The sequence below is a fragment of the Photobacterium halotolerans DSM 18316 genome, assembly GCF_000425165.1.
In the GTDB taxonomy this organism is placed as follows: Bacteria; Pseudomonadota; Gammaproteobacteria; order Enterobacterales; family Vibrionaceae; genus Photobacterium; species Photobacterium halotolerans.
The window spans coordinates 110,066-134,345 of the sequence record NZ_KE384321.1; the positions used below are offsets into that span (position 1 = coordinate 110,066).

The window sequence follows — 24,280 nt, forward strand, 5'->3', positions numbered from 1 at the left end:
TCCTTACAGTGAATGCAAGAAAGCAATTAATGCATCCCGGTCCTGTTTCCTCAGCTGGAGCACCTGATCGCGGCTGCTCTGCGCTTCACCGCCATGCCAGAGCACAGCTTCCATCAGATTGCGGGCCCGTCCGTCATGCAGGAAATAAGTATGACCATTCACTTCTTCGGTATAGCCAATCCCCCACAGCGGTGCCGTTCGCCATTCACGGCCGTTGGCCAGAAATTCGTCACGGTGATCTGCCAGGCCTTCTCCCATATCATGCAACAGCAAATCGGTATAAGGGTGAATGATCTGCTCAGACAACGCCGGTAAACTGTCGACTTTGGCTGTCTGCAGCTTACTCTGGTGACAAGATCCGCACCCTGCCTCAGCAAATAAGCGCTCACCGCGTTGTACTTGCGGATCATCCAGATTGCGGCGCACAGGCACAGCCAGATGACGGGAATAGAATTCAACAAAATTCATGATCTTATCGCTGACTTCGGGGGAGCCGCCGTTGGGCAGTGTCTGGCACACATCCTGACCGCTGGTGCAGTTTTCAACCGGAAACAAACGGCTCGTCAGGCCAAGATCGCCGTTAAACGCGCCGGCGTTTTGCTGCATCAGTGTCGGCTGGCCGGCTTTCCAGCCAAAACGTCCGGCTACGGTTTGCTGTTTTTCGACATCCCATACCCGGTTCAGCCGGCCGGAAATCCCTTTATTTTCCTGTTGTTGTGCTGCCGCCAGTGATTCCAGGGTCTGCTCGGGGATCTGTTCCAGTAAACCTAAGCCAATCATAGGCGGGGCGATACGCGCCGACATCATGATGTCCGGGTGCATGTCGCCATAATTGAGGTGAGTGATTGCCAGTGTGGGCTTGCGCAGTGTGACGACTTCGCCATCCGCAAAAGTGACCGGTACATCGGTGTATGTCACTGTGATCTGGCCTTCGGGCTTGGCATCAGGCAGAGCAAAATCCTGCAGCTGACCACCATAGACAGGATCCGGGATCACGCCATCTGTGATCAGGGCTTTTTTCTGTTCCGGTGTCAGGGCCGGAATACTTAACCGCACCAGCATAGACACGGCGTTGGTATCCCCTTCTTCCGGCGGATGCCCCCGACCGTCTTTGATGTGGCAATTCTGACAGCCGTTAGTGTTGAACAAGGGGCCTAATCCGTCACGGGCATCTGTGGTCGCAGGGGCCTGCACCCAAGGGTTACGGAAAAAACTGTTGCCGACACTAAAATCCAGACGGTGAACCAAAGGCAGGTTCGCCGCTGGCATAGAGAAAGCGTTAGCACCGGTTTTCGTGACACTGGTCGCCCCGCCGGATTTCAGCAAAGCAAGCTCAACCGTAGCCGCCGTTTCACTGCTTTGCTGGGCCGCGGCAGGAAAAGCGATCGCTAACGGCAGAAAACACGCAGCTATCCTGGCTGCAAAAAGCTTCAACTTCATGTTTGTACACGCTCACATTATAAAGGCTTCAAATAACCCGTTATGACGGCAAAAGGGCTCATCTGAGCCCTTATTTTTGTTTTTATTGATTCATACCATCACAGTTTAAAACTGATGATCAGCAGTATCCGGATTCAGGTTTGTGACACCCAGAATACCGGCAGCGCGCTCGATTTCCGCCGTTTGTTTCACCAGCGCCATAATGGCGTCATTGACCAGCTTGTTACCGGCTTTGTTACCGGCCGCAATCAGCTGATCAAAATGCTGATTATTCTTTTCTGCCGACTCAACCAGGGTATAAACCTGTGAACGTGCATTATCGAATTCAGTATGAATAGCTTTGGCTGCTTGCTGATCTTGCTCCGCCACCAGATCGTGGATACCCGGACCAGTCAGTGTGCTGCCATCGACACGCTTATAAGTACCGGTATAAACGTTATAAATGCCCTGCTCATTGTAGAAATGTGAGTTATGGGTATTGTCTGAAAAACAGTCATGCTCATCTTCGGTCGAGTTGGCTTCCAGCGCCACTTTCATACGCTCACCGGCCAGCTCACCCAGCGACAGTGATCCCATGCCGAACAGCATTTTACGCAAGCCGTTATCCGCTGAATCCGCCAGCAACTCGCTGCGGTAATTGCCTTTCTCGGTTGCAGACCATTGCTTGGCCATCCAGTCCAGATCCGTCAGCAGCAGCTCAGATGCTGCTTTCAGGTAAGCACGGCGACGATCACAATGACCGTTAGTACAAGCTTCACCATTGGCAAAATCGGTATAGGCACGCTCACCGGCGCCAGCAGAGGTACCGTTCAAATCCTGGCCCCACAGCAGGAACTCAATGGCGTGATAACCGGTTGCGACGTTGGCTTCCGAACCACCGACTTCATTCATATCCGCCAGTAACTCAGGCGTAATTTGCACCGCATTGATCGTTGCGTTACCCACCTGAATTGTTTCATTTGCGATGATATTGGCCGTGGCACCGTCATTACCCAGCTCATGGTGATAACTCTGGGCAACATAATCGATCAGACCTTCATCCAAAGGCCAGGCATTCAGCTGGCCTTCCCAGTCGTCGACAACCGGGTTACCAAAACGAAACACTTCCGATTGCTGATAAGGGATACGAGCCAGTTTCCAGGCCTCTTTGGCCTCAGCCAGCGTCTTTTCAGAAGGAGCAGCAATCAAAGCATCAATGGCTTTGTCCAGATTGTGTGCCGTTGTCCGGGCATCACTGAAAACATTAAAAGCAATATCTGCGTAATGGCTGACCACCTCTTGCTTTGAAACAGCAGCATGCGCGGAAGCGGAGACCACGACAGAAGCGGCCAGCAGCGAAAGGGAAAAAGTCTTCTTCATCTTGGCGTATCGTCCTTGGTGATATTAAAAACAATCAGGCTTATATTGAGAATCATTATTATTCACGACCAATACAATAACAAGTAACAATCAGAAACAATTTGAAAAACAGTGACCAAAATCCGTACAGACAAATAAATGCGATATTTTGTGGTCAAGGTTTCGCCATATTCATCAGCGAGCCTCAGGACTGTCCACTGCTCCTTTTCTGTTTCCGTGCGGGTCCGATAACTATTCCGCTAATCTACAATAGAAATTATCAGCAAGAATCCACAGCCAGTCTGGTTATCAGGAATGACCGAAGTTGTTCGTCGCAGCTTCCTGATGTCAGAAGCTGAAAAATCGAGCAAATCATGGTTTTTACAGCATTTTTGATAGCTGGCTTATTAACTGGCGTGCTAGAATTTTGGCTTTACTGAAAGTCTGGCTGAAAAAGACAAGCCATCACGTCAGCTGACTACTCAGACAACCTGAATCAATAAGTGCTTTTGCCGTTTCTATCACGCAACAATCCATCACCTGATGTTCCGTGCGGCAACAAGGTGGGAGAGCAACATGGACAAACATGAAGAAGTCCTCATCGCCCTGCGACAAATAATCCGAGCGATCGACCTGCATTCAAGACAACTGAACAAATCAACCGGTCTGACCGGACCGCAGCTGGTACTGATGAAAGCCATACGCGATTCAGGTGAAGTGACTATTCGCCAGCTTTCCAGCAACACCAATATGAGTCAGGCAACAGCAACCACGATTCTTGACCGACTGGAAAAACGTGGCCTTGTCGTCAGGGAAAGAAGCAAGCTGGATAAACGAAAAGTGCACGCGCATCTCACCACCGAAGGCTTGGCGAATCTGGATAAAGCCCCGCTGCCTTTGCAGGAAAGTTTTGTCTCCCGTTTTCAGCAGTTAGACGAATGGGAACAGTCGCTGCTGCTGTCGTCGGTACAACGCATCTCTTCCATGATGAATGCCGAACACCTGGATGTGGCGCCTATGCTGGAAGTAGGCAGTATTACGCAGACGCATCCCGACGACACCTCAGGTCATCACTAAACTCCCTTTCTGATAACCCGCCGGGCAGTTTTACTGGCGGTTTATCTGTTATTTCCCCGCCCGACCATCGCCTCGTCTTGCTGGCTTTGCTATCATCCATTCCAACTATTCATCAATAATGCACCAGGAACTATTTGTGCTGCTTGAAGGTGTGGAAACATTACTGGTACTAGCAAAAGAAGGCACCATGAGCCGTGCCGGCAGCCGTTTGTACATCAGCCAGAGTGCTGTCAGTAAACGTATCGCCAGGCTGGAACAACGGTTAGGCAAGAAGCTGATTGTGCCTGATGGCCGGAATATCAAATTAACCCCGGATGCACAGGCACTGGTGGCGCAGGTCGGCCCCGGTTTCAATGAATTAAAAGGCCAGATCTTTGATCAACAGGCTATCCGGGATCATAGTCCGATTATTCTGGCCTGTTCAGAAACCCTGGTGGCGGGTTATCTGGCCGCCCTGATGGGGCGCTTTCTGAGAGAGGATCCTCATATCGTGCTCAATACCCACCACACCCCTGTCATTGTTGAGCGAGTACAGGCCGGTGATGCAACCGTCGGGTTTTGTGCCGGTCATCTGCCCGCCCATCACGGGCTTCAGGCAAGGCATTTATTTGATGAGCCTTTTACTCTGGTCTTTAATCAGCCGCTGGCGGAGGCACCAGAGTGCCTGCTGACCAATGATCTCAGCAATCCGGCCAATGCCTATCAGGCGGGATTATTGCAGCAGGCGGGGATCCGCCCTTTGATGGAAATGGACTCTTACACCGCAGCCGCCAAACTGGCGCTGGGCGGCGCAGCCCCTGCGCTGGTGCCGCTTTCTGTGGTGAAAACACTGGCAATCAAAGAGCAGCACTGCCAGCATTTCGCGTTTCTTGACGGCTTTGTCCGGCCCATTTACCTTTGCTACCGCCAGCACAGCTACCGCTCAGAACGCGTGAAGCACCTTATTGAAACCATTGCGGATTTTGTTCCCACAGCAGCTTTATTGCCATCAGCATCGACATGATCACCACCATAGGACGGATGAGTTTTCGTCCGTTACTGATCACCACTTTGGCGCCGATTCTGGCGCCGATAAATCCGCCTACCGCCATCACCAGGCCAATCTCCCATACCGGCAGACCTGCCATGATAAAGAACATCAGCGCGGCAATATTGGAGGTGAAGTTCAGTACTTTGGTACGGGCTGTCGCTTCCACTATGCCCAGACCGGCCAAAGTGACAAAGCAAATGGTAAACAATGAGCCGGTCCCCGGCCCGAAAAAGCCATCATAAAAACCAATGCTGGTGCCGACAGTAAAGGCAAAAAGCCCGTCAGAAATCTTAGCTTTCCCGCCATGAATACTGGCCTGGGGCGCGAACAGAAAATACAGAGAAATGACAATCAGCAAGGCAGGAATCATAGTCGTCAACAGCCCGGCATCAATCACTTGCACCAGTTCCGCACCCACGGCTGAACCGACAAACGTACAGATTATTGCCAGCACCATTTGCCTGAGATCGACCAGGCCGTTACGCACAAAATAATAGGTAGCCGAAAAACTGCCAAAGGAGCTTTGCAGTTTATTGGTCGCCAGCGCCTGTGTCGGCGGCACACCAGCTGCCAGTAACGCAGGCACGGTCAGCAGCCCGCCGCCACCCGCAATCGCATCAATAAAAGCAGCCAGACCGGCCACGAAGAATAAAATCGCGAGAATGTCTAAAGAGATGTCCATACTTCTTCCTGAAAACGATGGGGATCAGTCCCCATGGCCGGAAAAATTAACACCACTCAGAACCCGTTAACAGCGAAAGCTGAGATATCAATTGATTCCATAATGGAATTGATAACAGTTAAACACTCTCTGTGTCTGTCCCTTTAGACGAGCAGTACCCGGCACAGCCGATCTACACTTAACGTGGAGGTAGAAGCTTATGTATATCAAGATTCAGCGCTCTGAGCTTAGTGCTCGTTTATCACAAGCTGAAAACTTACAGGAATGGGTAGATGCTGCTATTCAGGCGCTGGAAGACTTACTGAAGTCCCCGCAGGATTGGCTGAAAGGATCGGTTTCATGAAGAAAGGGAGTGGCTACTCCCTTTCTGGCTTTATTGGCATCAGTTCATGATTGCGTAATGCGTCGTCTGCGTTGGCTTCTTAATAAGCCTAATAAGCCGAGGCCAAGTAATGCTAAACTGCCCGGCTCTGATACAGGTGTTGGCGGATCGCCGCCATCCGGATCAAACGCCACCTGGTCATGTGCCCACTCTTCAAAGCCTGAATCAAACTCAGAGAAGCTGGAGTAGAGAACGAAATTGTTCTGACCAGCGGGAATATTGGCGAAGTAATTCTCATTGATTAAGAACACTAAATCCGTCGCCCCGCTACCACCCGGGCCGTTGTTATTCTTGCTGGTATCCAGACGCACAGAGTTATCCTGAAAAGCCCCATTGTCATCCCAGTCCAGACTCCAGAGCAAAGTACTACTCTGCAAGTTCGCAATATCATCCACATTCTGGCTGGCCACACTTGTTGAGAACAGCATCAGGTTCGTCAGTACAATTTCATTATTATTCCCGGTTTCATTAGCATCGAGAATAAAGGCATAGAAACCATCCAGCGACTGCAATTCAGAGAAGGTGACATCCCGGGTAAAATTACCCGACGGATGCTGATCCATCATATAAGGATCTGTCGTACTGGTATTAAAGCCTTCCTGTATGCCGTTTCCATCCCCATTACTATTCCCGTTCCCGTTACCATTTCCTCCTTCCTGAACACGAAGGAAAGATCCCAGATTACCCGACCCGGCCCCGGCTTGCTGATAAACGGCAACATAACTGTCACCTTGGTTGCCCATCGTCAGTACCGACTGGTCAACACCCGGTGCCGCTAAATTGATTTCAACAGCATTGACTGAAGCACAAAAGCTGCACAGCACAGTCAATGTTAAACCACTTAATAACTTCATCCCCTGCCCCTCTCTACTACATGAGTCAGTAAATACAAAGCAAGTATGAGACCACATATTAAGCACATGTTTTAAAACGGAAAAAATGGCAAGAAAATAAAAGATGTAAAAAAAACCGACATGGTTAATGTCAGTTTCAGGCCTTTCGCGTCATTTCAGCCGACAAGGTTAACTGCACCATGATGTACCGCTTAAACACTTCACTCAGGGGCTGAGTATCCAGTGCCTGTTGCATACAGCGAAGCCATGCGTCTTTCTCGGCGCTGTTCAGGCGCACCCGCCGCCGGTTAGTATTCAGGTAACGCCGACCATTCGATTTAGTGTACAGCGGTACTTCACCCCGTATCCAGGTCAGCAGAAAAGTCGCCAGCGTTTCACGAAAGTCTGTGAGGTCATCCGGATATCTGGCCCGTATTACCGCCAGTTCGGGCTGCGTTTCCATACACTGACAAAAGGCGTCGGCCAGTTTACGAATACCCGCGTCACCACCCACAGCATTGAGCCGGTTGTTGCCGGATGAGAAATCCAGAATGTCACTACTTACAATATCGGAAATATCACGTTCGGGAGGTATCACAACATCGCCCATTACGAAAAACACAGCTATGTATTAATTATCGGCAAAATACTGCCAGTTGATGTAAAAATCTGTATTTGAAATAGGACAAAAGAAAGCCTTCACAACAAGGTGAAGGCTTTAGTGCATAACAGGAGAAGAAATAACCGTTCAGGTGTTGTTATGCGAAAAGGGTATTACAATGAAGCGCTGTAAATCGTCTGGTTTTGCTGATAGAGCCTTAAGCGCTGAGTAAACTTCGCAATGCGTTGCGCTTCTGCATCCTGCTCTAATTTCTCAAGCGCAATTTCCTGCGCCCTGACCGCCTGGTTAAATTGACCGCAGGCAGCATAAGCGGCTGCGAGATTGTCATAATCACCCGCATCTGCCTCAGACTTTTTGACGAGCTGTTTCGCCAGCTTCAGCGCTAAATGACCGTCGCGTGCTTCTTCATCTGAGCAGGTTGCGTATAACCAGACCAGGTTACGTTTTGAATCCAGTGAGCCGCCGTTCGACGCCTGAGTAAACCAGTGAATCGCTTTACCGCAGTTCACCTTACCTTCAGCACCGGAGGCATAATAATTACCCAGCTCGACCATAGCAGGAACATCCCCCTCGTTGGCCGCCTTGCTGTACCAGTTGATCGCCAGCTCATTATTCTGTGGCAGCAGTTGACCTTTTTTGAACAGATCGCCAATCATCGTTTTCACTTCAGGCATATCTACCGCCGCTTTTTCCAGCCAGTAAAGCCCTTTCAGTGGATCGGCCTCAATACCGCTATTCCCTTCCAGATATGCCCGGCCCAGGAAAAGCTGCATATTCTTATCACCCGCTTCCGCTTCAAGCTCTACGTATTTAAGTGTCGATTTCAGGTGATTGGTCGGCTTTGTGGTCACAGACGCCTGAACCGGATGTGTACCATACGCCATCACAGCAACACCAAACACTGAACTGAGTGCAATCTGTTTAAGTAGTGTGAGTCCATTCAACGCCGGTGAAAGCAATTTGCCACTGAAAGTCATAGTTATTTCTCTTTGGTTCCTGTACACGCAATGGGGAGAACTTTAATGAATGGAAGGTCAAAAAACAACCAGACCTATCTGGGCAATCGCGACTAAAAACATCGACATTATTTATAAACAGGACGGGAATCAAAGAGTTGTTATGAACACACTAAGATTATTTTTGCGCAAAAATGAGATATTGATCTTGTGTAAAAAGCTAAAAAACCGCATTTTCAGCATTATCGACTAGCTGTTCAGCAGGAATTCAAGCTTGTGACAAAAAGAAACCGGCCGAACAACGTCGACCGGTTGTGCTTACATCAACCCGGTAACTCAGTAGATGTCATAGTTACCGTCTGCGTTATCTGTCACTTCAACATCGTAGCTGCCGTAACCGGAGAACTCAGGGATAGCCTCATCGACATCGCACATAATTTCGAAGTCGTAGTATCCTTTCGGAATACTGGCCATACCGTAAGAATAACCCCCGTTATCATCCTGACTTGCAGTGGTCACGTAATCAGGATCACCTGAGCTTGGACCATCGGAATCAGATTTAAACAGATAAATCAGTTTCAGGCTGTCCTGCACGCAAGCCGAATCCAGGATCTCACCCACGACATCGATAGCATCCAGTTTATTGACCAGCCACATCCCTTTGCCAGAGAGTCCGTAAGCACCGTTATCCTGCATATCAAAGGCGCTGTATGGGTCAATCATCATGGAATAGGTTTGTGGGTAACCATATTTGTCTTTCAGGTTAAAGCCGGCAAATTCCAGCTTACCGCCCAGATCAATTTTCTTATAGTCACCATCATATTCCTGAACATAGGAGTAAGGACTACCGGTACTGATATCAATATCGCCATCCAGATCGACATCATAACCGCCACCGTAACTACCCTGGTCGTTAATATTCAGGGTCACACTGACATAGTCATCAACAGGCAGGCCCACACCTTTGAGCAGATAGGCCAAATCATTACTCATGTGAAGTAAATCAATCAGCACCATGCCTTCTGGCAGCGCATCACTAATGATTTCTGATGGTGGCACACAATCAGGATCTGACTTCAGCGCCTCTTCAATCACTTCATTGGTGTATTCAATAATGTTGCCGGCACTGCCTTTAATTTCCAGACCCGTAATGGCCAGACACACTTTGCGCGGGCCGTCATAACCGTCACCAGGATTACCCGGACCGCCGGGATCACCAGGGTCCGTACCCGGGTTTTCAGGGACTTCAATAGTCACGGGCACTTCCTGCTGACCATCTGAATCTAATGGTGTATTCGCAGCCGTATCCGCACTGTCTGAATCACTACAACCCGCCACTGCCATCATGGCGAGCATTAATAGAATTATACTTTTCATGTCATCACCCCTACGACAAAACTTATTCATTCGTTATTCACTATTCACCCAACCCGGCCGCCACGCCTGAAACATGCATTGAGTGGTTAGTCAGATGGCCGACTCCAACACTAAAATTCTAGGCACTCTACCGAGCCCCAAAGCGCTATCGACTGTGACACTAACGATTGAGAAACAGGTCTTAGGAACAAGACAAAACTGACCGCATGATGATGCAAAAGCAGGATAAAAAGAGGCGAAGAGATCGCTCAGACAACGCTTTAAACAAAAGCCCTCATGTCAGAGGGCTGGAGAGAACAGGATAAAGATAGGCTAAAAAGGGAACATTGTGTTCATTTCTGACTGGAGTAACACATTCAGTTTATGTAACCCTTGCTCCAGTCTCTGATCCGTTGACACTGACATCAACGATAACCGCACATGCCCGGACTCGTGCGCATCGGGGCAAAAGTAACTGCCGCTACTCACTATTACATCGCGATTCTTTGCTTCCATGACAAACCGGTCCGAGCGCCAGCCTTCGGGTAATGGTAGCCAGATGTGATAACCTTCACTTTCTCTGAATGACGTGCTCAATATCGACTTAGCAATACTCTGTCTGTGTATGGCAATGTGTTGTTGCTGACTGGCAAGGCTAAAAGCACTGCCGCTGGCAATCATCTCAGAGGCTGCAATGTAATTAAGTGGTGAAGACAGCCAGATATTGGCTCGTATATGAGCATTAATCATAGTGACTTGGCTATCAGGGACTTTAATGAAGCCACAACGTAACGCAGGACTGATTGCCTTTGACAAGCTAGTAATATGAAAGCATTGCTCAGGAATGACATTGCAAATTGCAGGTATAGCCTCTGTGTTAAGGAAGCCATAGATATCGTCTTCAATTAGCCACACGTCAGATCCGGCAATGACCTCTGCAATCTGCTTTCGCCTTTCGTAAGGCATTGTTATCCCAGTTGGATTCTGATGTGAAGGGATGACAATCACCAACTTTGGCTTATCTTCCCTAATCACAGCCGCCAGGCTTTCAGGGCACATACCATGATTATCCAGCGCTATGCCGACTACTCGCCTGCCTAACAAGCTGCCAATGGCCAAAATACCTGGGTATGTCAGGGTTTCAACAGCAATAGTATCGCCAGGTTTGGTCAAAGCGATGATGAGCAGAGATAAAGCGTGCTGGGCACCATCGACCAGCAAGGTATTCTCAGGTGTACCCTTTTCAAGCCCAAATCGGGCCGCCCACTTTACGCCTGATTCCCGATGTACCTTATGGCCCGAAAACTCTGAATAACCAATCAGGTCAGCGCTGAATAATCTCGACGCATTCGTGAAGGCTTCCTGTAGCACAGGTACACTTTGACTCAGGCAAGGCTGGAGAAGAGAAAAGTTAAAACACTCTTCGTGCTCAGGAGCCTGTATGACCTGCCCCAATGCCGTTTTGCCCTTTACAAAAGTCCCCCGCCCGACAAAGGATTCTACGCAATCTTTCTCAGCGAGCATCTTATAAGCCTTAGCGACTGTCGCTGGTGTTGTATCCAGCTCTTCCGCTAACTCCCGGTGAGTTGGCAGCCTTGAATTAGGTGGATATTGGCCACTTCCGATTCTTGATTCTATGGCACTGGCAATATGCCTGAATTTGGTTTCACTCACACCAAAACTCCATGCAAGGACAACTCAATCTATAAGGTGCCTAGTGTAATGGTAAATTGGGAAAATTCAAATTACATATTGACATATGTCATTAAAGTTAATTAAATTAGTTTATGCAACAGATAACACAACAGTTAATTGGAGAAATTGAATGCTAGAAATTGAGTCGCATTATCAAGATATTGAAAGCATTAAAGAGCTTTTCATTCCTTATGAGTCAACAAGAAGACTTAAAATCGCGTTTTCCGGATTACGTTTAACGGATGATCAATCATGGCTCAATACCAAAACTTGGTTAGGTCATATGGTCAAATCATGCTTACCCAATGATATAGCTAACCAAATCCAATCATTCAAAGATTGTAATGATTCAAATGCATTAATAATCAGAGGATTACCACTCGATGAAAATTTAGCTCCTACTCCTTACCAAGGTTATGTTGAACCATCAAAGCTTCCAATAATTAGTGCAATTAATATTGGCATATATCATCTGGCAGGAATTGAGCCAATTTCGTTCCAAAACGAAAATAATGGATTTCTATTTAGACATGTCGTTCCTTCGCTAAATAGCAGAAATGACAAATCATCACATGGTTCATTGCATACCTTTGGACATCATGTCGATAACCCAGATCTTCCCTTAAGTTGCGAGAAAATTTCCGATAAAAGTGGTTGTCCAGAATTCTTATCATTGATGGCAATTAGAACTGATCTCCGTGTTAGGTCTAATTTCATTCTACTTGATGATGTTCTAAGCCAACTGAGCTCTGGCGTGGTAAAACAACTTACAAAACCACATTTTGAAATAAGCCGCCCAGATTCATTTTCACAAAATACCTCTTCGGTGTTGCCACTCATTGTTTACTCTAAATCAAATCAAGCTTATTGCAGATACGACAAAGAGAATACAACACCACTCACTAAAGAAGCTGCTGCTGCACTGGTAATGTTCGAAGCAAAACTTCAAGCACCTGAAATGAAAAACTCAATTTTGTATCAACCAGGTGATTTTCTAATGATTAAAAATCAGAGGCTAATGCACAGCAGGGAAGGTTTCCTACCACGAGATGATGGTACTGACCGTTGGCTTATCCGGCTATTTGGAATGAGCTCTTTAGAAAGAATCGTTCCAGTCAACTCAACAGATAACCACATCGGTAAAGATTAGGAGATTAAAATGAAAGGAAAAAAAATTGCATTCATTGGCCTAGGTGTTATGGGATATCCGATGGCAGGACACCTGTCTGATTCAGGACACCAAGTCACTGTATATAACCGAACATCCAGTAAAGCAGAGAAGTGGACTAAAACGTTCAACGGGAAATCCGCCTCAACACCTCAGGAAGCCGCTCGCTTCAGTGATATCGTATTCATTTGCGTAGGCAATGATGATGATGTCAGAAGTGTAATCTACGGCGAAACGGGTGTGCTCTCCTCACTGAAACCAGGCAGTATTGTCGTTGATCACACCACAACTTCCGCCGTGTTAGCCATTGAGCTTGCTAACGCCTGCAAAAATAAAGGGATACATTTCATTGATGCTCCGGTTTCTGGTGGTCAGGCTGGCGCAGAAAATGGCACGTTAACAGTTATGTGTGGTGGTGAACAGTCCACTTACAATCACATTACTGAGGTGATCAGTGCTTACTCTAAACACTCAGTGTTGCTGGGTGGTCACGGTCAGGGGCAGCGCTGCAAAATGGTTAACCAGATCTGCATTGCAGGTATTTTACAAGGACTCAGCGAGGCCCTACTGCTGGCAGAAAAATCTCAGCTTAATATTGAACAAGTAACTTCTGCGCTCACTCATGGTGCTGCCGGTTCATGGCAGATGGCAAACCGGGCTGTCACAATGTCCTCAGATCAATTTGACTTTGGTTTTGCCATTGACTGGATGCGCAAAGATTTACTTATTTGTCTGAATGAAGCTGAAAATCATGGCCTTACGCTACCAATGACACTGGATGTCAATCAACGTTATCAGCAATTAATACAACAAGGACTTGGCCGTATGGATACTTCTGTATTGATCCGGTCTTACGCCAATTCACAAAAGCCTGCACTGATCGCGTAAAAGGAATGACTTATGGATTTTATGATTAATGACCTGTCGCTATGGGTTATTTCAGCCCTTATGATCTCAGCATTAGCCGCTGGCTTTATTGACAGTGTGGCTGGTGGCGGCGGGTTGATACTTGTGCCCTCTTTCATACTTGCAGGGCTCCCTCCGCAGGTTGCTCTCGGCCAAGAAAAAATTGTCAGCACGCTGGGTACTATTGCAGCGATCCGTAACTTTGTACAAAACAAGAAAGTTATCTGGACCGCAGTGGCTACGGGTATACCTGCAGGGCTAATTGGAGCCTATGCCGGAGCACAGGCCATTCTGTATTTTGACCCAGACACCATTGGCAAAATCATACTCGCAATGTTACCTGTCGGTATCGTTCTCTCTTTTATCCCTAAAAAAGAGAAAGGCGATACTGATGAAAAGGTAAATCCTGCCGTCATAATATTCGGTGTGCCGAGTGCCGTCTTCGTGATTGGCTTCTATGATGGCTTTTTCGGTCCGGGGACAGGTAGTTTTCTTATTATTGCACTGCACTACATGTTGCGGTTTGACTTAGTGTCCGCTTCTGCCACCTCTAAGCTGTTTAACTTTTCGTCAAATACCGGTGCCTTGATCGCTTTCGTGGTCTCTGGGAACGTGCTGTACCTTCTCGCCGTACCTTTAGTGGTAATGAATCTGCTCGGTAACCACCTGGGAAGCGTGTCCGCTATGAAATACGGGCCAACTATGGTGCGCAGAACCCTGTCATTATCGCTCACGATTCTGATGTGCTCTCTGGGATATAAGTTTCTGGTTGCTTGACTGTCCGCCACTACTGCGCCCACTCAGACATCCATTACAAATACTGTACGCACCTGACTCAATAAAAAAACCAGCATGTTTCCATGCTGGTTTTTGTTTTCGCCGGTTTTACGCCGGGTCTAACTCGAGTTGTCTGCCCGGTTCCGGCTCACCTTTCGGTTCCTGGCCAAAACCACGCAAACCCACCACATGCACGTGTTCCCGATCTTTAAAGATCTTACGCACCAGCTTGTAGGTGGTGCCCTTCTCCGGGCTGATATTCTCTGGTGCGGCAATCAGCAGCTGCATGTCCAGACGATCACACAGCTCGAACAGGGTAGCGATAGACTTGGCATCCAGTCGCGCGGCCTCATCCAGGAACAGCAGACGGCATGGAATAATGTCTTTACCGCGCAGACGGCGGGCTTCTTCTTCCCAGCTCTGCACAACCATCAGCAAGATAGCCTGACCTGTACCAATGGCCTCACCGGTTGACAATGCGCCCGATTCCGCCTGCAGCCAGCCATCTGTACCACGGTTCACTTCAATGCTGAGTTCCAGATAGTTCCGGTAGTCCAGCAGTTCCTCACCCAGGGTTTGCGGTGAACGCTGACCCATGTCAATATGCGGATTCAGTCGCTGGAACAACTTGGCAATGGCTTCAGAGAAGGTCAGACGATTATTGCCGAACAAATCCTGATGCTGATCCTGCTGATCGGCAAGACCCGTCAGCAAAGATTCATGGGTTTCGCGCACGTTAACATTCAGGCGCACCCCTTTCACCTGACCAAAGCTGATGTTCTGCAGACCCTGGTTCAGCATCTTGATGCGGTTTTGCTCGCGCATTATGGTCTTGCGGATGATATTCGCCACACTGTCTGAGCTGATAGCCAGACGCTTTTCACGCGCCGTCAGCTCTTCTGTCAGACGGGCCAGTTCGACTTCCATCTCTTCGATGGCCTCAACCGGATCGTCGGTACGGATGATATCGTGACGAATCCGCTCACGCAGATGCTGGTACACGGCAATGTAGAACAGGACTTTTCGCTCCGGACGGGAGACGTCTTCAGAAGCACGCAGTGCATCCCGCAGCGTTTCATTATCGGCCACAGCCAGGCGCAGTGCGCCCAGGGCTTTATCTGACAGAGAACGCAGTTCGTCGGCCGTCATGTAGGCCATTTCACGGCGATGCAGACGACGTTCAACATCACTTTCCCGTGCCAGACGCAGCACGGCACACCAACCCGCTTTGGTGTTCACCACCAGGGTACGTAAGTCGATATAGTCTTTTTCTACCTTGCGCAGGCGCTTCACCAGATTGCGCATTTCCATATCCAGTGATGTGGTCGCTTTTTCCAGCTCGCTGCGGCGATTACGGGAACTATGCAGACGCTCATGAAGCTCATCACGACGCAGGCGTGCGCGTTCTTCTGCTTCTAGATCGGCGCGGACACCCAGTTCCTGCAGCTCACGTTCAAATTCCTGTACGGTTTCCTGCTTGGCCTGATGTGAACTTTTCAGCGACGCCAGCAACTGGTTGTACTGGTTGCTCTGAGTCTGTGCCTGTTTCAGGCTCTCACGGTGACGGGCACGTTCGCGTTCCGCCGTTTCCAGTTTGGTTTTCAGTTGCTCGTTGAGCTCAGAGCTCTTGCTCAGCAGCTCAACCGCATCGGCATAACCAAAATGGTGGCGACGTTCAACCAGATCAGCCAGGGCAAAAATCTGGCTTTTCAGGAGCTGAAGGGCCTGATCCGCATCCTGATACTCGGCCTGCATGGCATCAAACCGCTCAGGGTCGGTATCCAGTGCCGACACCAGAGTTTCCAGCTCTTCCAGTGCCTTGCCGTGACGTTCAAGGTAATGGCGTGCTTCGTCAATCTGGGCAAGCTGCTGCTCCACCTCTTCAAGACGGGCGGCAATCGTCTCATCTTCTAATAAGGCCACGACCGGCTGCAGTTTAGATAACAGCGATAACCCTTCACGTGCTGCGGTAAGCTGGCTGCGCTGCTGCTGCTCGGTGGCTTCGGTATCATTTAACTGACGCTGAATCTGATTGCGTTTTTCACGCGCAATGCGAATTGCTTCTTCCGGATCGGCATCAAACGCAATTGCCAGATGGCTGGCGACAAAGGCATTGAAGCTCTGGTACAAACGCTGAAGTTTCTGCGCATCAAAAGATGCCTTGGCGTGATCCTCAACAATCTGATCACGCTCTTCGCGTAAAATCGCCAGACGCTGCTCGCGGGCGGCCCGGCCAAACAGTGGTACTTTCGGGAAACGGGAATAACGCAGCTGCTGCTTGTTTAGCTGAACGCACACTGCGCCTTCCAGTTCGTCGACAACAAAACTGCTGTCATCAAACGAGTCCGCTTCACCTTCGATGATATACAGATCGTCCGGGCAATCATCCAGCCCGGAGAGTTTCTCGCGGACAGACGCAATATCCTGCACCACGATGGCATGGCGTGCAGGACCGTACATGGCACTGAAATACGGCGCATCATCAATCGTGATGTCGTCGTAAATCTCAGACAGTAAGGTGCCGCCCAGCACATCGGCAATCACACGCAAACGGGAATCATCGCTGCCGCCCGGCAAGGCCAGACGTTCGATTTCATTTTCTACATTTTGCTTGCGCACCGCCAGCTTGTCTCTGGCATGAATGGCGTCACGCTCAGACTCCAGCGTCTGGTGCATGGCCGTCATCACCGCCTGGCTGTCGTACAGATCCTGGCCAGATTGTTCTGCCAGTTTTTCCAGCGCATCACTGGCAGCAATCCAGGTCGGTGCTTTGCCTTCCTGCAGGCTGATGTCTTTCGCCAGCTGCTGTTCCTGGCGGCGCAGTTCACTGCGTTTTTCCACCAGATCAGACTGATTCTGCTCCAGGCTCTCTAAGGTCGCTTCATGACGGGCCTGCTCTTCAGCCAGCGCCAGTTCGCCATCAATCTCAACGGCAAAACGTTTAGCGTAAGTGTCTGCCAGTTCCTGGGCCTGACGCTGGTGACGCATGCTGCGCTCCAGATCGCGATACTGCGCACTCAGCTGTTCACTGCGCTGAGCAATCATCCGTAACTCACGGCCTGTGGCCAGTAATTCACGGGCTTTTTTACCTGCCGAGGCACGATCAACAGCACCGGCAATGGTCACCACCAGCTGCAGACCGCGCTCAAATTGCTGCGCCGCGGCTGCAGACATATCCAGCTTGTGTTTGAGTGCCAGCAATGCCGTGGTTTTACTGTCTTGCTGCTGTTTCAGACCGGACAGCAGTTCAGCGGCATTTTCCTGATCCACCGTGTCATCGGCCGAAATCTGACGGGCCTTTTCCAGCGCCTGCACGGCTTGCTGGTACTGTAAGGCACGGGTTTGCTGTGCATCCAGTGCCTGCTGATAATCAGCCAGCTGAGATTTCAGGCTGTCGACCTCGTCTTCACTGAGCATGGCCTGTTCTTCCGCCAGTGCCAGTTGCTCGGCCGCTTCTTCAACAATCATGACCTGCTCTTCAAGACGCTCAGTCAGCTCGAGAAGATCATCACGGTAACGCTCTATTTTTTCCTGCTGACGAACGGCTGTCTGAACCAGTTGCAGGTGATCCGACGCCGCCTGATGATCCTGCTCCAGCGCACTCTCGTTGTCTTTCAGCTCGTCAAGCTCTTGCGACATATTGCCGAACACCTGCTGTTGATCAATCAGCGTCTGGCGTGAGCCCAGCAATTCGCTGCGCAGGCCAAGTGTCTGTTCCAGCTTGATGCGGCGCTCATTGGCATGGCGCATGTAGTCGGCCGCCACATAATTGGTCGCTTCAGTGATCAGGTGTTTAAACAGATCACGATCGCTCTGGGTCACTTTGATCGCTTCAAGCGTCATGCGGTTTTCACGCAGCGCGGCTTCCATATCCTGGAAGGCTTTCTTCACGCCTGAGTTATGCGGCAGCAGGTAATCGCGCAGTGAGCGCGTAATAGCACTGGAAATACCGCCGTACAGCGATGCTTCGATTAAGCGGTAGAACTTAGACCTGTCGGTACTGTTGCGCAGCTTCTTCGGCAAGACACCGAATTCAAACATCTGCGTGTGGTAATCCGTGACAGAAGAGAAGGTTTTAAACTGCACACCTTCGTACTGAGACACGGCATCTTTCACTTCATTGATCTGTCGCACTCGTGCCTGGTTCTCAGACAGGGTTTCCACCAGAATATCCGTCGGTTTCACCGCTGACGGTAAGCCTTGGATCAGGAAAGGTTTGATGTCGACTTTCTTGTCCCGGCCGGCAACCTGCTGCAGTTTCACCGCAAAAATAATGCGCTGGTTCTTGGAGTTGACGATATCGAGCGCAGAATAACAGGCGCCAGGCTTGAGCTTGCCGTGTAATCCCTTATCACGGGAGGCATTAGAACTTCCCGCTTCAGTGGTATTACGAAAGTGCAGCAGGCTCTGATCCGGGATCAAAGACGTGATAAACGCAGCCATGGTGGTGGATTTACCCGCACCATTACCGCCGGAAAGTGTGGTGACCAGTTGGTCAATATCAAATGTCCGGGCAAAGAAGCCGTTCCAGTTAACCATGGTCAGAGATTGGTACTTACCGCGCTCCATCAGGCGTGTTCCTCTTGCTCGGTTTCTTCATCACTTGCAGTGTCGTTCGGTTGCTCTGCCTCAATCAAACTGGATTGAGTCGGCAATTGCTGATGCACTATGGCTTCGCCGTCACGGATCAGGCGAAGCTGAGCTTCTCGAATATCATCACTGTTACGCACATCTGCACCAAAGCGGAATACCGCTTCACTGATGCGGAATTTACCGCTGTCGCCCAGCATGATCACCATACCCAGACGGCGCATACGGCGCAGGGAGGTTTTCACTTTATCGAACAACTTTTCGCGATCCAGATCAGAGCCTGACGCCCGGTTGGTCACCAGCTTCATGAGTTTCTTTTCATCGGCCAGCGACAAAAGCTCATCAAACAGTTCCTGATTGGTGAATATCCCCTCATGGGCCAGACGTTCAGGGCTCAGATACAGGAAGCACAGCACTTTGCCTACCAGCATATCCAGCTCAGACAGCACAGAGCGGCCAATCAGCGAGGTGGAGCGGGGACGCAGATAGAAGAAGCCTTCCGGGGCTCTGACCAGTTCAGCGTTATAGCGCTTATAAAACAGCATCAGGTCCTGCTCAAATTCCAGCAAAAAAGCATGATTATCCAAATCTTCGCTGGAAACATGGCGGCCCGAACGCAGTGCATTATCCAATGCCGGGAACAAGGGGTTGGCAATGGCTTTGGCCAGATTCTCTGGCATAAATTCTTCAATATTTGTCAATGACATTGGCTTGTACCTTGGCTCCGTAGTCGTTGATCAGTTCCCAATCAGGCTGAATCGCACTGAAATCCGACTCGGAATAACCGAGCCTCACGGCCTGATCGACAATAATACGAGCTAAATCAAAATGTTGTGCATGGGAATGCTGGCTCAGGTATTCCCGGATCAAGGCGCCCAGATTAATGGCGGTGCCCTGAGATTTATGGATATCCAGCATTTCAGCAATTCTTTCACTGAGCTGATCATTGACCTGGCTCAGTTCTTCAAATTCAAGCGTTTCCGGCACTATGCCAGTCACTTCATCGTCGCGCAGGACCAGTTCTTCATCGCGCATGTCGAGCAGGCGGTCAGCATCGGCGTAAGTGAGCTGCCATGGCGCATCGAAAAACTCGGCGACCGACTGGCGCAAGCGCTGGCTGAAGGCACGGTTTTTGTCCATATCAATGGCGGTACGGATAAACTTATGCACATGACGGTCGTAGCCGATCCACAAGTCTATTGCCTGCTGGCCCCAGTTGATGATCCGGTCCAGTTTTGCCTGCAGGGAGTACACCATGCCTTCGACATATTCCAGCTCAAGATCCGAGGTTGTGCTTACCGCATCCTGAATGGCAAGCAGCTGGGTTTGCAGCTGATCACCGGCAGCTTGCAGAGTATCCTGAAGCTCACGCAGCGTACTGGAGGTTTCATTCAGCAGGCTTTCACAGTTGGTGATGGCTGCACGCCAGTCCTGATTCAGCAGTTCAGCAATGTCTTCTTTCACCTGCTGCTGCTGCTCGTCCATGGTGCGCTGGTTCAGATCGATACGATCAAAAATCTCGGCCACTGAATATTTCAGTACCGCATAGACGTTGATCTTCCAGTGCTGTTCATTGCCGCCTTCATGGGCAGCGACCGCCGCTTTGGTCAGCTCATCGGCCACCATAGCCAACTGAATCGACAACTTCATCGATGAGAATTCGCGATGACGGGCGTAGTAATCGGCAATACCCAGTGCCAACGGACTGAGCCGGTAAATACTGGCCCCTTCTGTCATCTCACTGGTAAAACGGGAAATCAGTCGCTGGCGCACCAGTTCGTTGATTGCGTTATTGGCGCGGAAAACCAGGGTGTCTTTCGACTGGTCAAACATATCGCTCACGATTTTGAACGCATCGACCAGTTCACCTTCCCCCAGTTCCTCATCCAGACGCTCGCCGCTTAACACGGCAATCGCCAATAAAAATGCCAGTCTTTCCGTTGGCAGGTTAAGGGCGAATTCATGTTGTTTCACCCAGGTCACCAGCTCAGGAACAGTCTGGGATTGGTCACTCATCCGTTGTCCTTATTTGTTAGATTTATTACTTGCAACCGGCTTTATGTTTCTTACTGCAACGGTTTCTGAGCGTATACATGGATATACCGCCCTAAAGATAAATACGGTTCCTGACGACAAAGACGCTGCTCCATCGCCAGTAATTGTTCAAGACTGTACTCGCCCACCCTGTCGGTACGCATGTAATCATGGAAAGTCCTTACTCCGGTTTTACCCAAAATGGTAAAACCGCCTTCCGTGAGCCATGCATACACCTCTTCCGGTGTCTGTGCCGACTGGGGCTGAAGCTTGAATCGTTTGCGGTGTGGCATCCCTTGTTCTACGTGGGTTAGATTACCGCAAATAAGGTTCTTAAACAGCAAGCCATTATGGTTATAAAACATGACGGACACTATCCCGCCCGGTTTCAGCTGCTTCATCAGGTGTTCGAGTGCTGCACGCGGATCGCTCAGCCATTCCATTACCGCATGGAACAAAATCAAATCGACCGGCTCATCCAGGTATTGATCAACCTGCTGCACCGGACAATGTATGAGTCGATATTGCTCAAGCAGGCCATTTTTGGCAATTTCCGCACCTGCCAGTTTCAGCATTTCTCCAGAAAGATCACATAAAGTGATTTTATGACCACGTTTCGCAATTAATTGCGACAACTGTCCCATTCCGCCGCCAGCATCCAGCACATGCAATACTGCGCCCTGCGGTGCTGATGTCGCGTCAAGGGTATGTAAAATCTGCTCCAAATCTTGCCATACGACAGTCTGACGGATCAGCCCTTTTGCTGTACCGTAGATGTTTTCTGAGAACTTTTGGGCTAAATCATCAAAATTTCGATCTCTGATCACGTCAGTTTTCGTTATGATAGTGGCCTAGTCAGATGCTTATTGTGTCACAAGCTTTAGAGTAATAAAGACTTGGAGCGCGTATTCAAGCTCAATTGCTGAAATTTCGGACGACCTGATATGTTTGAACTGAAAAAAATCTTGTCAGCTTTTTTGATGCCCCTTCCTTTGCTGCTGATCGTGGGCATCACAGGGCTGATGATACTCTGGTTTACCCGCCGGCATAAGTTGGCCGGGTACATGCTGGCCGTCTCCTTATTGGGTATTTTCCTGGTTGCCTTTCAGCCTGTCTCCAGCAGCCTGCTGACCCCTTTAGAACGCCAGTATAAAGGCTATATTCCGTCCGGGCAGCCAGTGGATTACATCATGGTGTTAGGCAACAGCCATGTGGTCGACAAAGATCTGCCTATCACCTCTGAGCTGTCACGCGCCTCGCTGATGCGCCTTGCTGAAGCCATACGTATCCATAATCTGTCACCCGGTTCCAAAATCATCCTGTCAGGTTATGACGGAGGCACTGAAATCAGTCAGGCCAGAATGATGGCAAAAGTGGCCATCGCATTAGGGGTGAATAAACTGGATATCCTTCTGCTGGAAACCGCAAAAGATACCTGGGAAGAAGCCTTTCAGGCCGCTTCTGTGGTCGGTAAACGCAACCTGGTGCTTGTGACCTCAGCCAGCCATATGCCGCGCGCCATCGCCGAATTCAGCCAGGCGGGCTTGAGCCCGATTCCTGCCCCGACGAATTATCTCGCCAGTGATGAAATCCACCAGCCCTGGCTGAAATACGCACCTAAAGCCCAGTATCTGGAACAAACAGAGCGATTCTGGCATGAAACGCTGGGCCAATGGTGGCAAAAACTTCGCGACATGGCCGACAGCGCCGCGCCTGTCAATGTGGTGCAGCCTGTCGCTGAAAATACCGCCGCCTGAAACCCTTCAATACAACAGCCAGCTCATTGCTGGCTGTCACTGCACAATAAATATCCTTTAATAGGTTGCAGCTTAACCAATATTCCATTTGGTTTTAACATGTTCGATTTTTGAATAGTTAAAGTAATTAGGAAACATTCCTTAAATTCCGCTTAATCCCTATGATGCTGAAAACATTTTTTGACAGCTCTGCGCAACATGTTATGCAGGCTGGATACCTTATGAATAGAGAGAAGTATGTTTCTAATCGTGAACCTGGCGGTATTTGCACTGCTGATTGCCTTTCTGGTGAAACAACAAAACAGTGATCAAACCCTGTCTAAGCGGGTATTTACCGGTCTGGGACTGGGTGTCATTTTTGGTGCGGCGCTGCAGTTTTTTTACGGTGCCGGGCATGAAGCCATTGCAAGCACGCTCAAGTACGTGGGTATTGTCGGTTCCGGCTACGTCAGCCTGTTAAAAATGGTTGTGATGCCTTTGATCATGGTGTCGATTATCGCCGCTATCGTCAAAGTCAAGAATGCCGGCTCACTGGGCAAAATTTCAGGCCTGAGCATTGGTATCCTGCTGGCAACCACAGCCGTGTCTGCACTGATAGGTATTCTGGTCAGCAATCTGTTTGGTCTGAGTGCTGAAGGCATTGTTCAGGGCGCGCGTGAAATTGCCCGTGGTGAAGCACTGCAGACCCGTCTGGCCTCGGTAGAGACCCTGTCTCTGGCTGACATGATTATTTCTTTCTTCCCGGGTAATCCGTTTGCCGATTTGGCAGGCAGCCGTCCAACCTCAACCATTGCGGTGGTGATCTTCTCAGCCTTCATCGGTGTCGCCAGCCTGACTGTTATCCGCACTCAGCCAGAGCTGGGCAAGAGCCTGGAAACCTTTGTCAACGTAGCACAGGAAGTTGTTCGCACTCTGGTGCGCATGGTGCTGGCTCTGACACCGTATGGCGTACTGGCACTGATGACCAAAGTCGTTGCCGGTTCTAACTACAGCGATATTCTCAATCTGCTCAACTTCGTGGTGGCTTCCTACGTCGGCCTGGGGCTGATTCTGGTGATGCACCTGATTCTGGTATCTGGTGTCGGTGTCAACCCGGTTCGCTTCCTGAAAAAAATCCTGCCGGTACTGACTTTCGCCTTCACCTCACGTTCCAGCGCAGGTACCCTGCCGCTGAACATTGAGACTCAGGTGAAAAAACTGGGTAACGGTGAAGCCGTGTCTAACTTCTCTGCCTCTTTCGGTGCCACTATGGGTCAGAACGGCTGTGCCGGTCTGTACCCGGCCATGCTGGCGGTGATGATTGCCCCGACCCTTGGCATTGATCCGCTGGATCCGGGCTTCATTATGACCCTGATTGCGATCGTCACTATCAGTTCCTTCGGTATTGCCGGCGTGGGTGGCGGGGCAACGTTTGCTGCGATTATCGTTCTGTCTGCGCTGGATATGCCTGTGGCACTGGCTGGCCTGCTGATTTCCATTGAGCCTCTGATTGATATGGGCCGTACTGCGGTCAATGTCAGCGGTTCGATGACTGCCGGTACAGTGACATCCCGGGTACTGGGACAAGCAGACAACAGCATTTTCGACAGCGATGAAGAAATCAGTGGCGAGCGGGCCAACGCCTGACGAATCTGAAT

20 protein-coding genes are annotated in these 24,280 nt (G+C 49.8%); 8 read left to right on the plus strand and 12 right to left on the minus strand.

All coding sequences use genetic code 11. The features are described 5' to 3' along the window. Window positions 1-3: 3 nt before the first annotated feature. Complete coding sequence (locus H511_RS0116365) at window positions 4-1,440, minus strand: di-heme oxidoreductase family protein (RefSeq protein WP_081669313.1); 1,437 nt, start codon at window positions 1,438-1,440, stop codon at window positions 4-6. Between the two features lie 105 nt (window positions 1,441-1,545). Continuing rightward, the gene (locus tag H511_RS0116370) at window positions 1,546-2,799 is read right to left on the minus strand and encodes an imelysin family protein (RefSeq protein WP_027253279.1); all 1,254 of its coding nucleotides are present in this window, start codon (window positions 2,797-2,799) and stop codon (window positions 1,546-1,548) included. 555 nt (window positions 2,800-3,354) lie between these two features. Between H511_RS0116370 and H511_RS0116375 the strand changes: the two genes are divergently transcribed. Continuing rightward, window positions 3,355-3,855, plus strand: a complete 501-nt coding sequence (locus H511_RS0116375; protein WP_027253280.1) for a MarR family winged helix-turn-helix transcriptional regulator — start codon at window positions 3,355-3,357, stop codon at window positions 3,853-3,855. A gap of 136 nt (window positions 3,856-3,991) precedes the next feature. Next, window positions 3,992-4,858, plus strand: coding sequence for a LysR family transcriptional regulator (locus H511_RS0116380; protein WP_027253281.1), 867 nt, complete (start codon window positions 3,992-3,994; stop codon window positions 4,856-4,858). Here the strand turns inward: H511_RS0116380 and H511_RS0116385 are convergent. Next, on the minus strand, window positions 4,797-5,567 hold the full coding sequence (locus H511_RS0116385; protein ID WP_027253282.1) for a TSUP family transporter: 771 nt from the start codon (window positions 5,565-5,567) through the stop codon (window positions 4,797-4,799). The two genes, H511_RS0116380 and H511_RS0116385, sit on opposite strands and share 62 nt — an antisense overlap. Window positions 5,568-5,766: 199 nt before the next feature. Here H511_RS0116385 and H511_RS24690 point away from each other — a divergent pair, with 199 nt between their 5' ends. Next, window positions 5,767-5,910, plus strand: a complete 144-nt coding sequence (locus tag H511_RS24690; protein ID WP_155804924.1) for a hypothetical protein — start codon at window positions 5,767-5,769, stop codon at window positions 5,908-5,910. Between the two features lie 44 nt (window positions 5,911-5,954). On the opposite strand, the gene H511_RS24695 is transcribed toward H511_RS24690, so the two are convergent. The 5 genes from H511_RS24695 to H511_RS0116420 all read right to left on the minus strand — a co-directional run bounded on the left by H511_RS24695 (window position 5,955) and on the right by H511_RS0116420 (window position 11,390). Next, the gene (locus H511_RS24695; RefSeq protein WP_027253283.1) at window positions 5,955-6,803 is read right to left on the minus strand and encodes a PEP-CTERM sorting domain-containing protein; all 849 of its coding nucleotides are present in this window, start codon (window positions 6,801-6,803) and stop codon (window positions 5,955-5,957) included. Window positions 6,804-6,939: 136 nt separating this feature from the next. Next, on the minus strand, window positions 6,940-7,380 hold the full coding sequence (locus tag H511_RS23680; RefSeq protein WP_161459611.1) for a globin domain-containing protein: 441 nt from the start codon (window positions 7,378-7,380) through the stop codon (window positions 6,940-6,942). Between the two features lie 176 nt (window positions 7,381-7,556). After that, window positions 7,557-8,381, minus strand: coding sequence for a tetratricopeptide repeat protein (locus H511_RS0116405; protein ID WP_051288282.1), 825 nt, complete (start codon window positions 8,379-8,381; stop codon window positions 7,557-7,559). A 315-nt stretch (window positions 8,382-8,696) separates the two neighbouring features. After that, a complete protein-coding gene (locus H511_RS0116415) occupies window positions 8,697-9,737 on the minus strand; it encodes a hypothetical protein (protein ID WP_155804926.1) in 1,041 nt (346 codons plus the stop codon). A gap of 312 nt (window positions 9,738-10,049) precedes the next feature. Next, on the minus strand, window positions 10,050-11,390 hold the full coding sequence (locus H511_RS0116420) for an aminotransferase-like domain-containing protein (protein WP_027253287.1): 1,341 nt from the start codon (window positions 11,388-11,390) through the stop codon (window positions 10,050-10,052). Window positions 11,391-11,541: 151 nt separating this feature from the next. Between H511_RS0116420 and H511_RS0116425 the strand changes: the two genes are divergently transcribed. Genes H511_RS0116425 through H511_RS0116435 form a run of 3 tightly spaced genes read left to right on the plus strand, consistent with a single transcriptional unit; the run spans window position 11,542 to window position 14,262 of the window. Beyond that, on the plus strand, window positions 11,542-12,561 hold the full coding sequence (locus tag H511_RS0116425; protein WP_027253288.1) for a TauD/TfdA family dioxygenase: 1,020 nt from the start codon (window positions 11,542-11,544) through the stop codon (window positions 12,559-12,561). 9 nt (window positions 12,562-12,570) lie between these two features. Continuing rightward, complete coding sequence (locus tag H511_RS0116430; protein WP_027253289.1) at window positions 12,571-13,467, plus strand: NAD(P)-dependent oxidoreductase; 897 nt, start codon at window positions 12,571-12,573, stop codon at window positions 13,465-13,467. A gap of 12 nt (window positions 13,468-13,479) precedes the next feature. Beyond that, complete coding sequence (locus tag H511_RS0116435) at window positions 13,480-14,262, plus strand: sulfite exporter TauE/SafE family protein (RefSeq protein ID WP_027253290.1); 783 nt, start codon at window positions 13,480-13,482, stop codon at window positions 14,260-14,262. 108 nt (window positions 14,263-14,370) lie between these two features. Here the strand turns inward: H511_RS0116435 and mukB are convergent, their stop codons facing one another. Genes mukB through cmoM form a run of 4 tightly spaced genes read right to left on the minus strand, consistent with a single transcriptional unit; the run spans window position 14,371 to window position 21,713 of the window. Next, entirely contained in the window at window positions 14,371-18,831 is a 4,461-nt protein-coding gene (gene mukB, locus H511_RS0116440; protein ID WP_036759860.1) for a chromosome partition protein MukB, read from the minus strand. Further along, on the minus strand, window positions 18,831-19,559 hold the full coding sequence (gene mukE, locus H511_RS0116445; RefSeq protein ID WP_027253292.1) for a chromosome partition protein MukE: 729 nt from the start codon (window positions 19,557-19,559) through the stop codon (window positions 18,831-18,833). The genes mukB and mukE overlap by 1 nt, the downstream gene beginning before the upstream one ends. Then, window positions 19,540-20,868, minus strand: a complete 1,329-nt coding sequence (gene mukF / locus H511_RS0116450; protein ID WP_027253293.1) for a chromosome partition protein MukF — start codon at window positions 20,866-20,868, stop codon at window positions 19,540-19,542. The genes mukE and mukF overlap by 20 nt, the downstream gene beginning before the upstream one ends. 50 nt (window positions 20,869-20,918) lie before the next feature. Then, window positions 20,919-21,713, minus strand: a complete 795-nt coding sequence (gene cmoM, locus H511_RS0116455) for a tRNA uridine 5-oxyacetic acid(34) methyltransferase CmoM (protein WP_027253294.1) — start codon at window positions 21,711-21,713, stop codon at window positions 20,919-20,921. A gap of 117 nt (window positions 21,714-21,830) precedes the next feature. Here cmoM and elyC point away from each other — a divergent pair, with 117 nt between their 5' ends. Together elyC and H511_RS0116465 are read left to right on the plus strand one after the other, a co-directional pair. Next, window positions 21,831-22,643 (plus strand): envelope biogenesis factor ElyC, encoded by an 813-nt coding sequence (elyC, locus tag H511_RS23685; protein ID WP_051288283.1) that lies wholly within the window; start codon window positions 21,831-21,833, stop codon window positions 22,641-22,643. Window positions 22,644-22,880: 237 nt separating this feature from the next. After that, complete coding sequence (locus tag H511_RS0116465; RefSeq protein WP_027253295.1) at window positions 22,881-24,269, plus strand: L-cystine transporter; 1,389 nt, start codon at window positions 22,881-22,883, stop codon at window positions 24,267-24,269. Window positions 24,270-24,280: the final 11 nt, after the last annotated feature.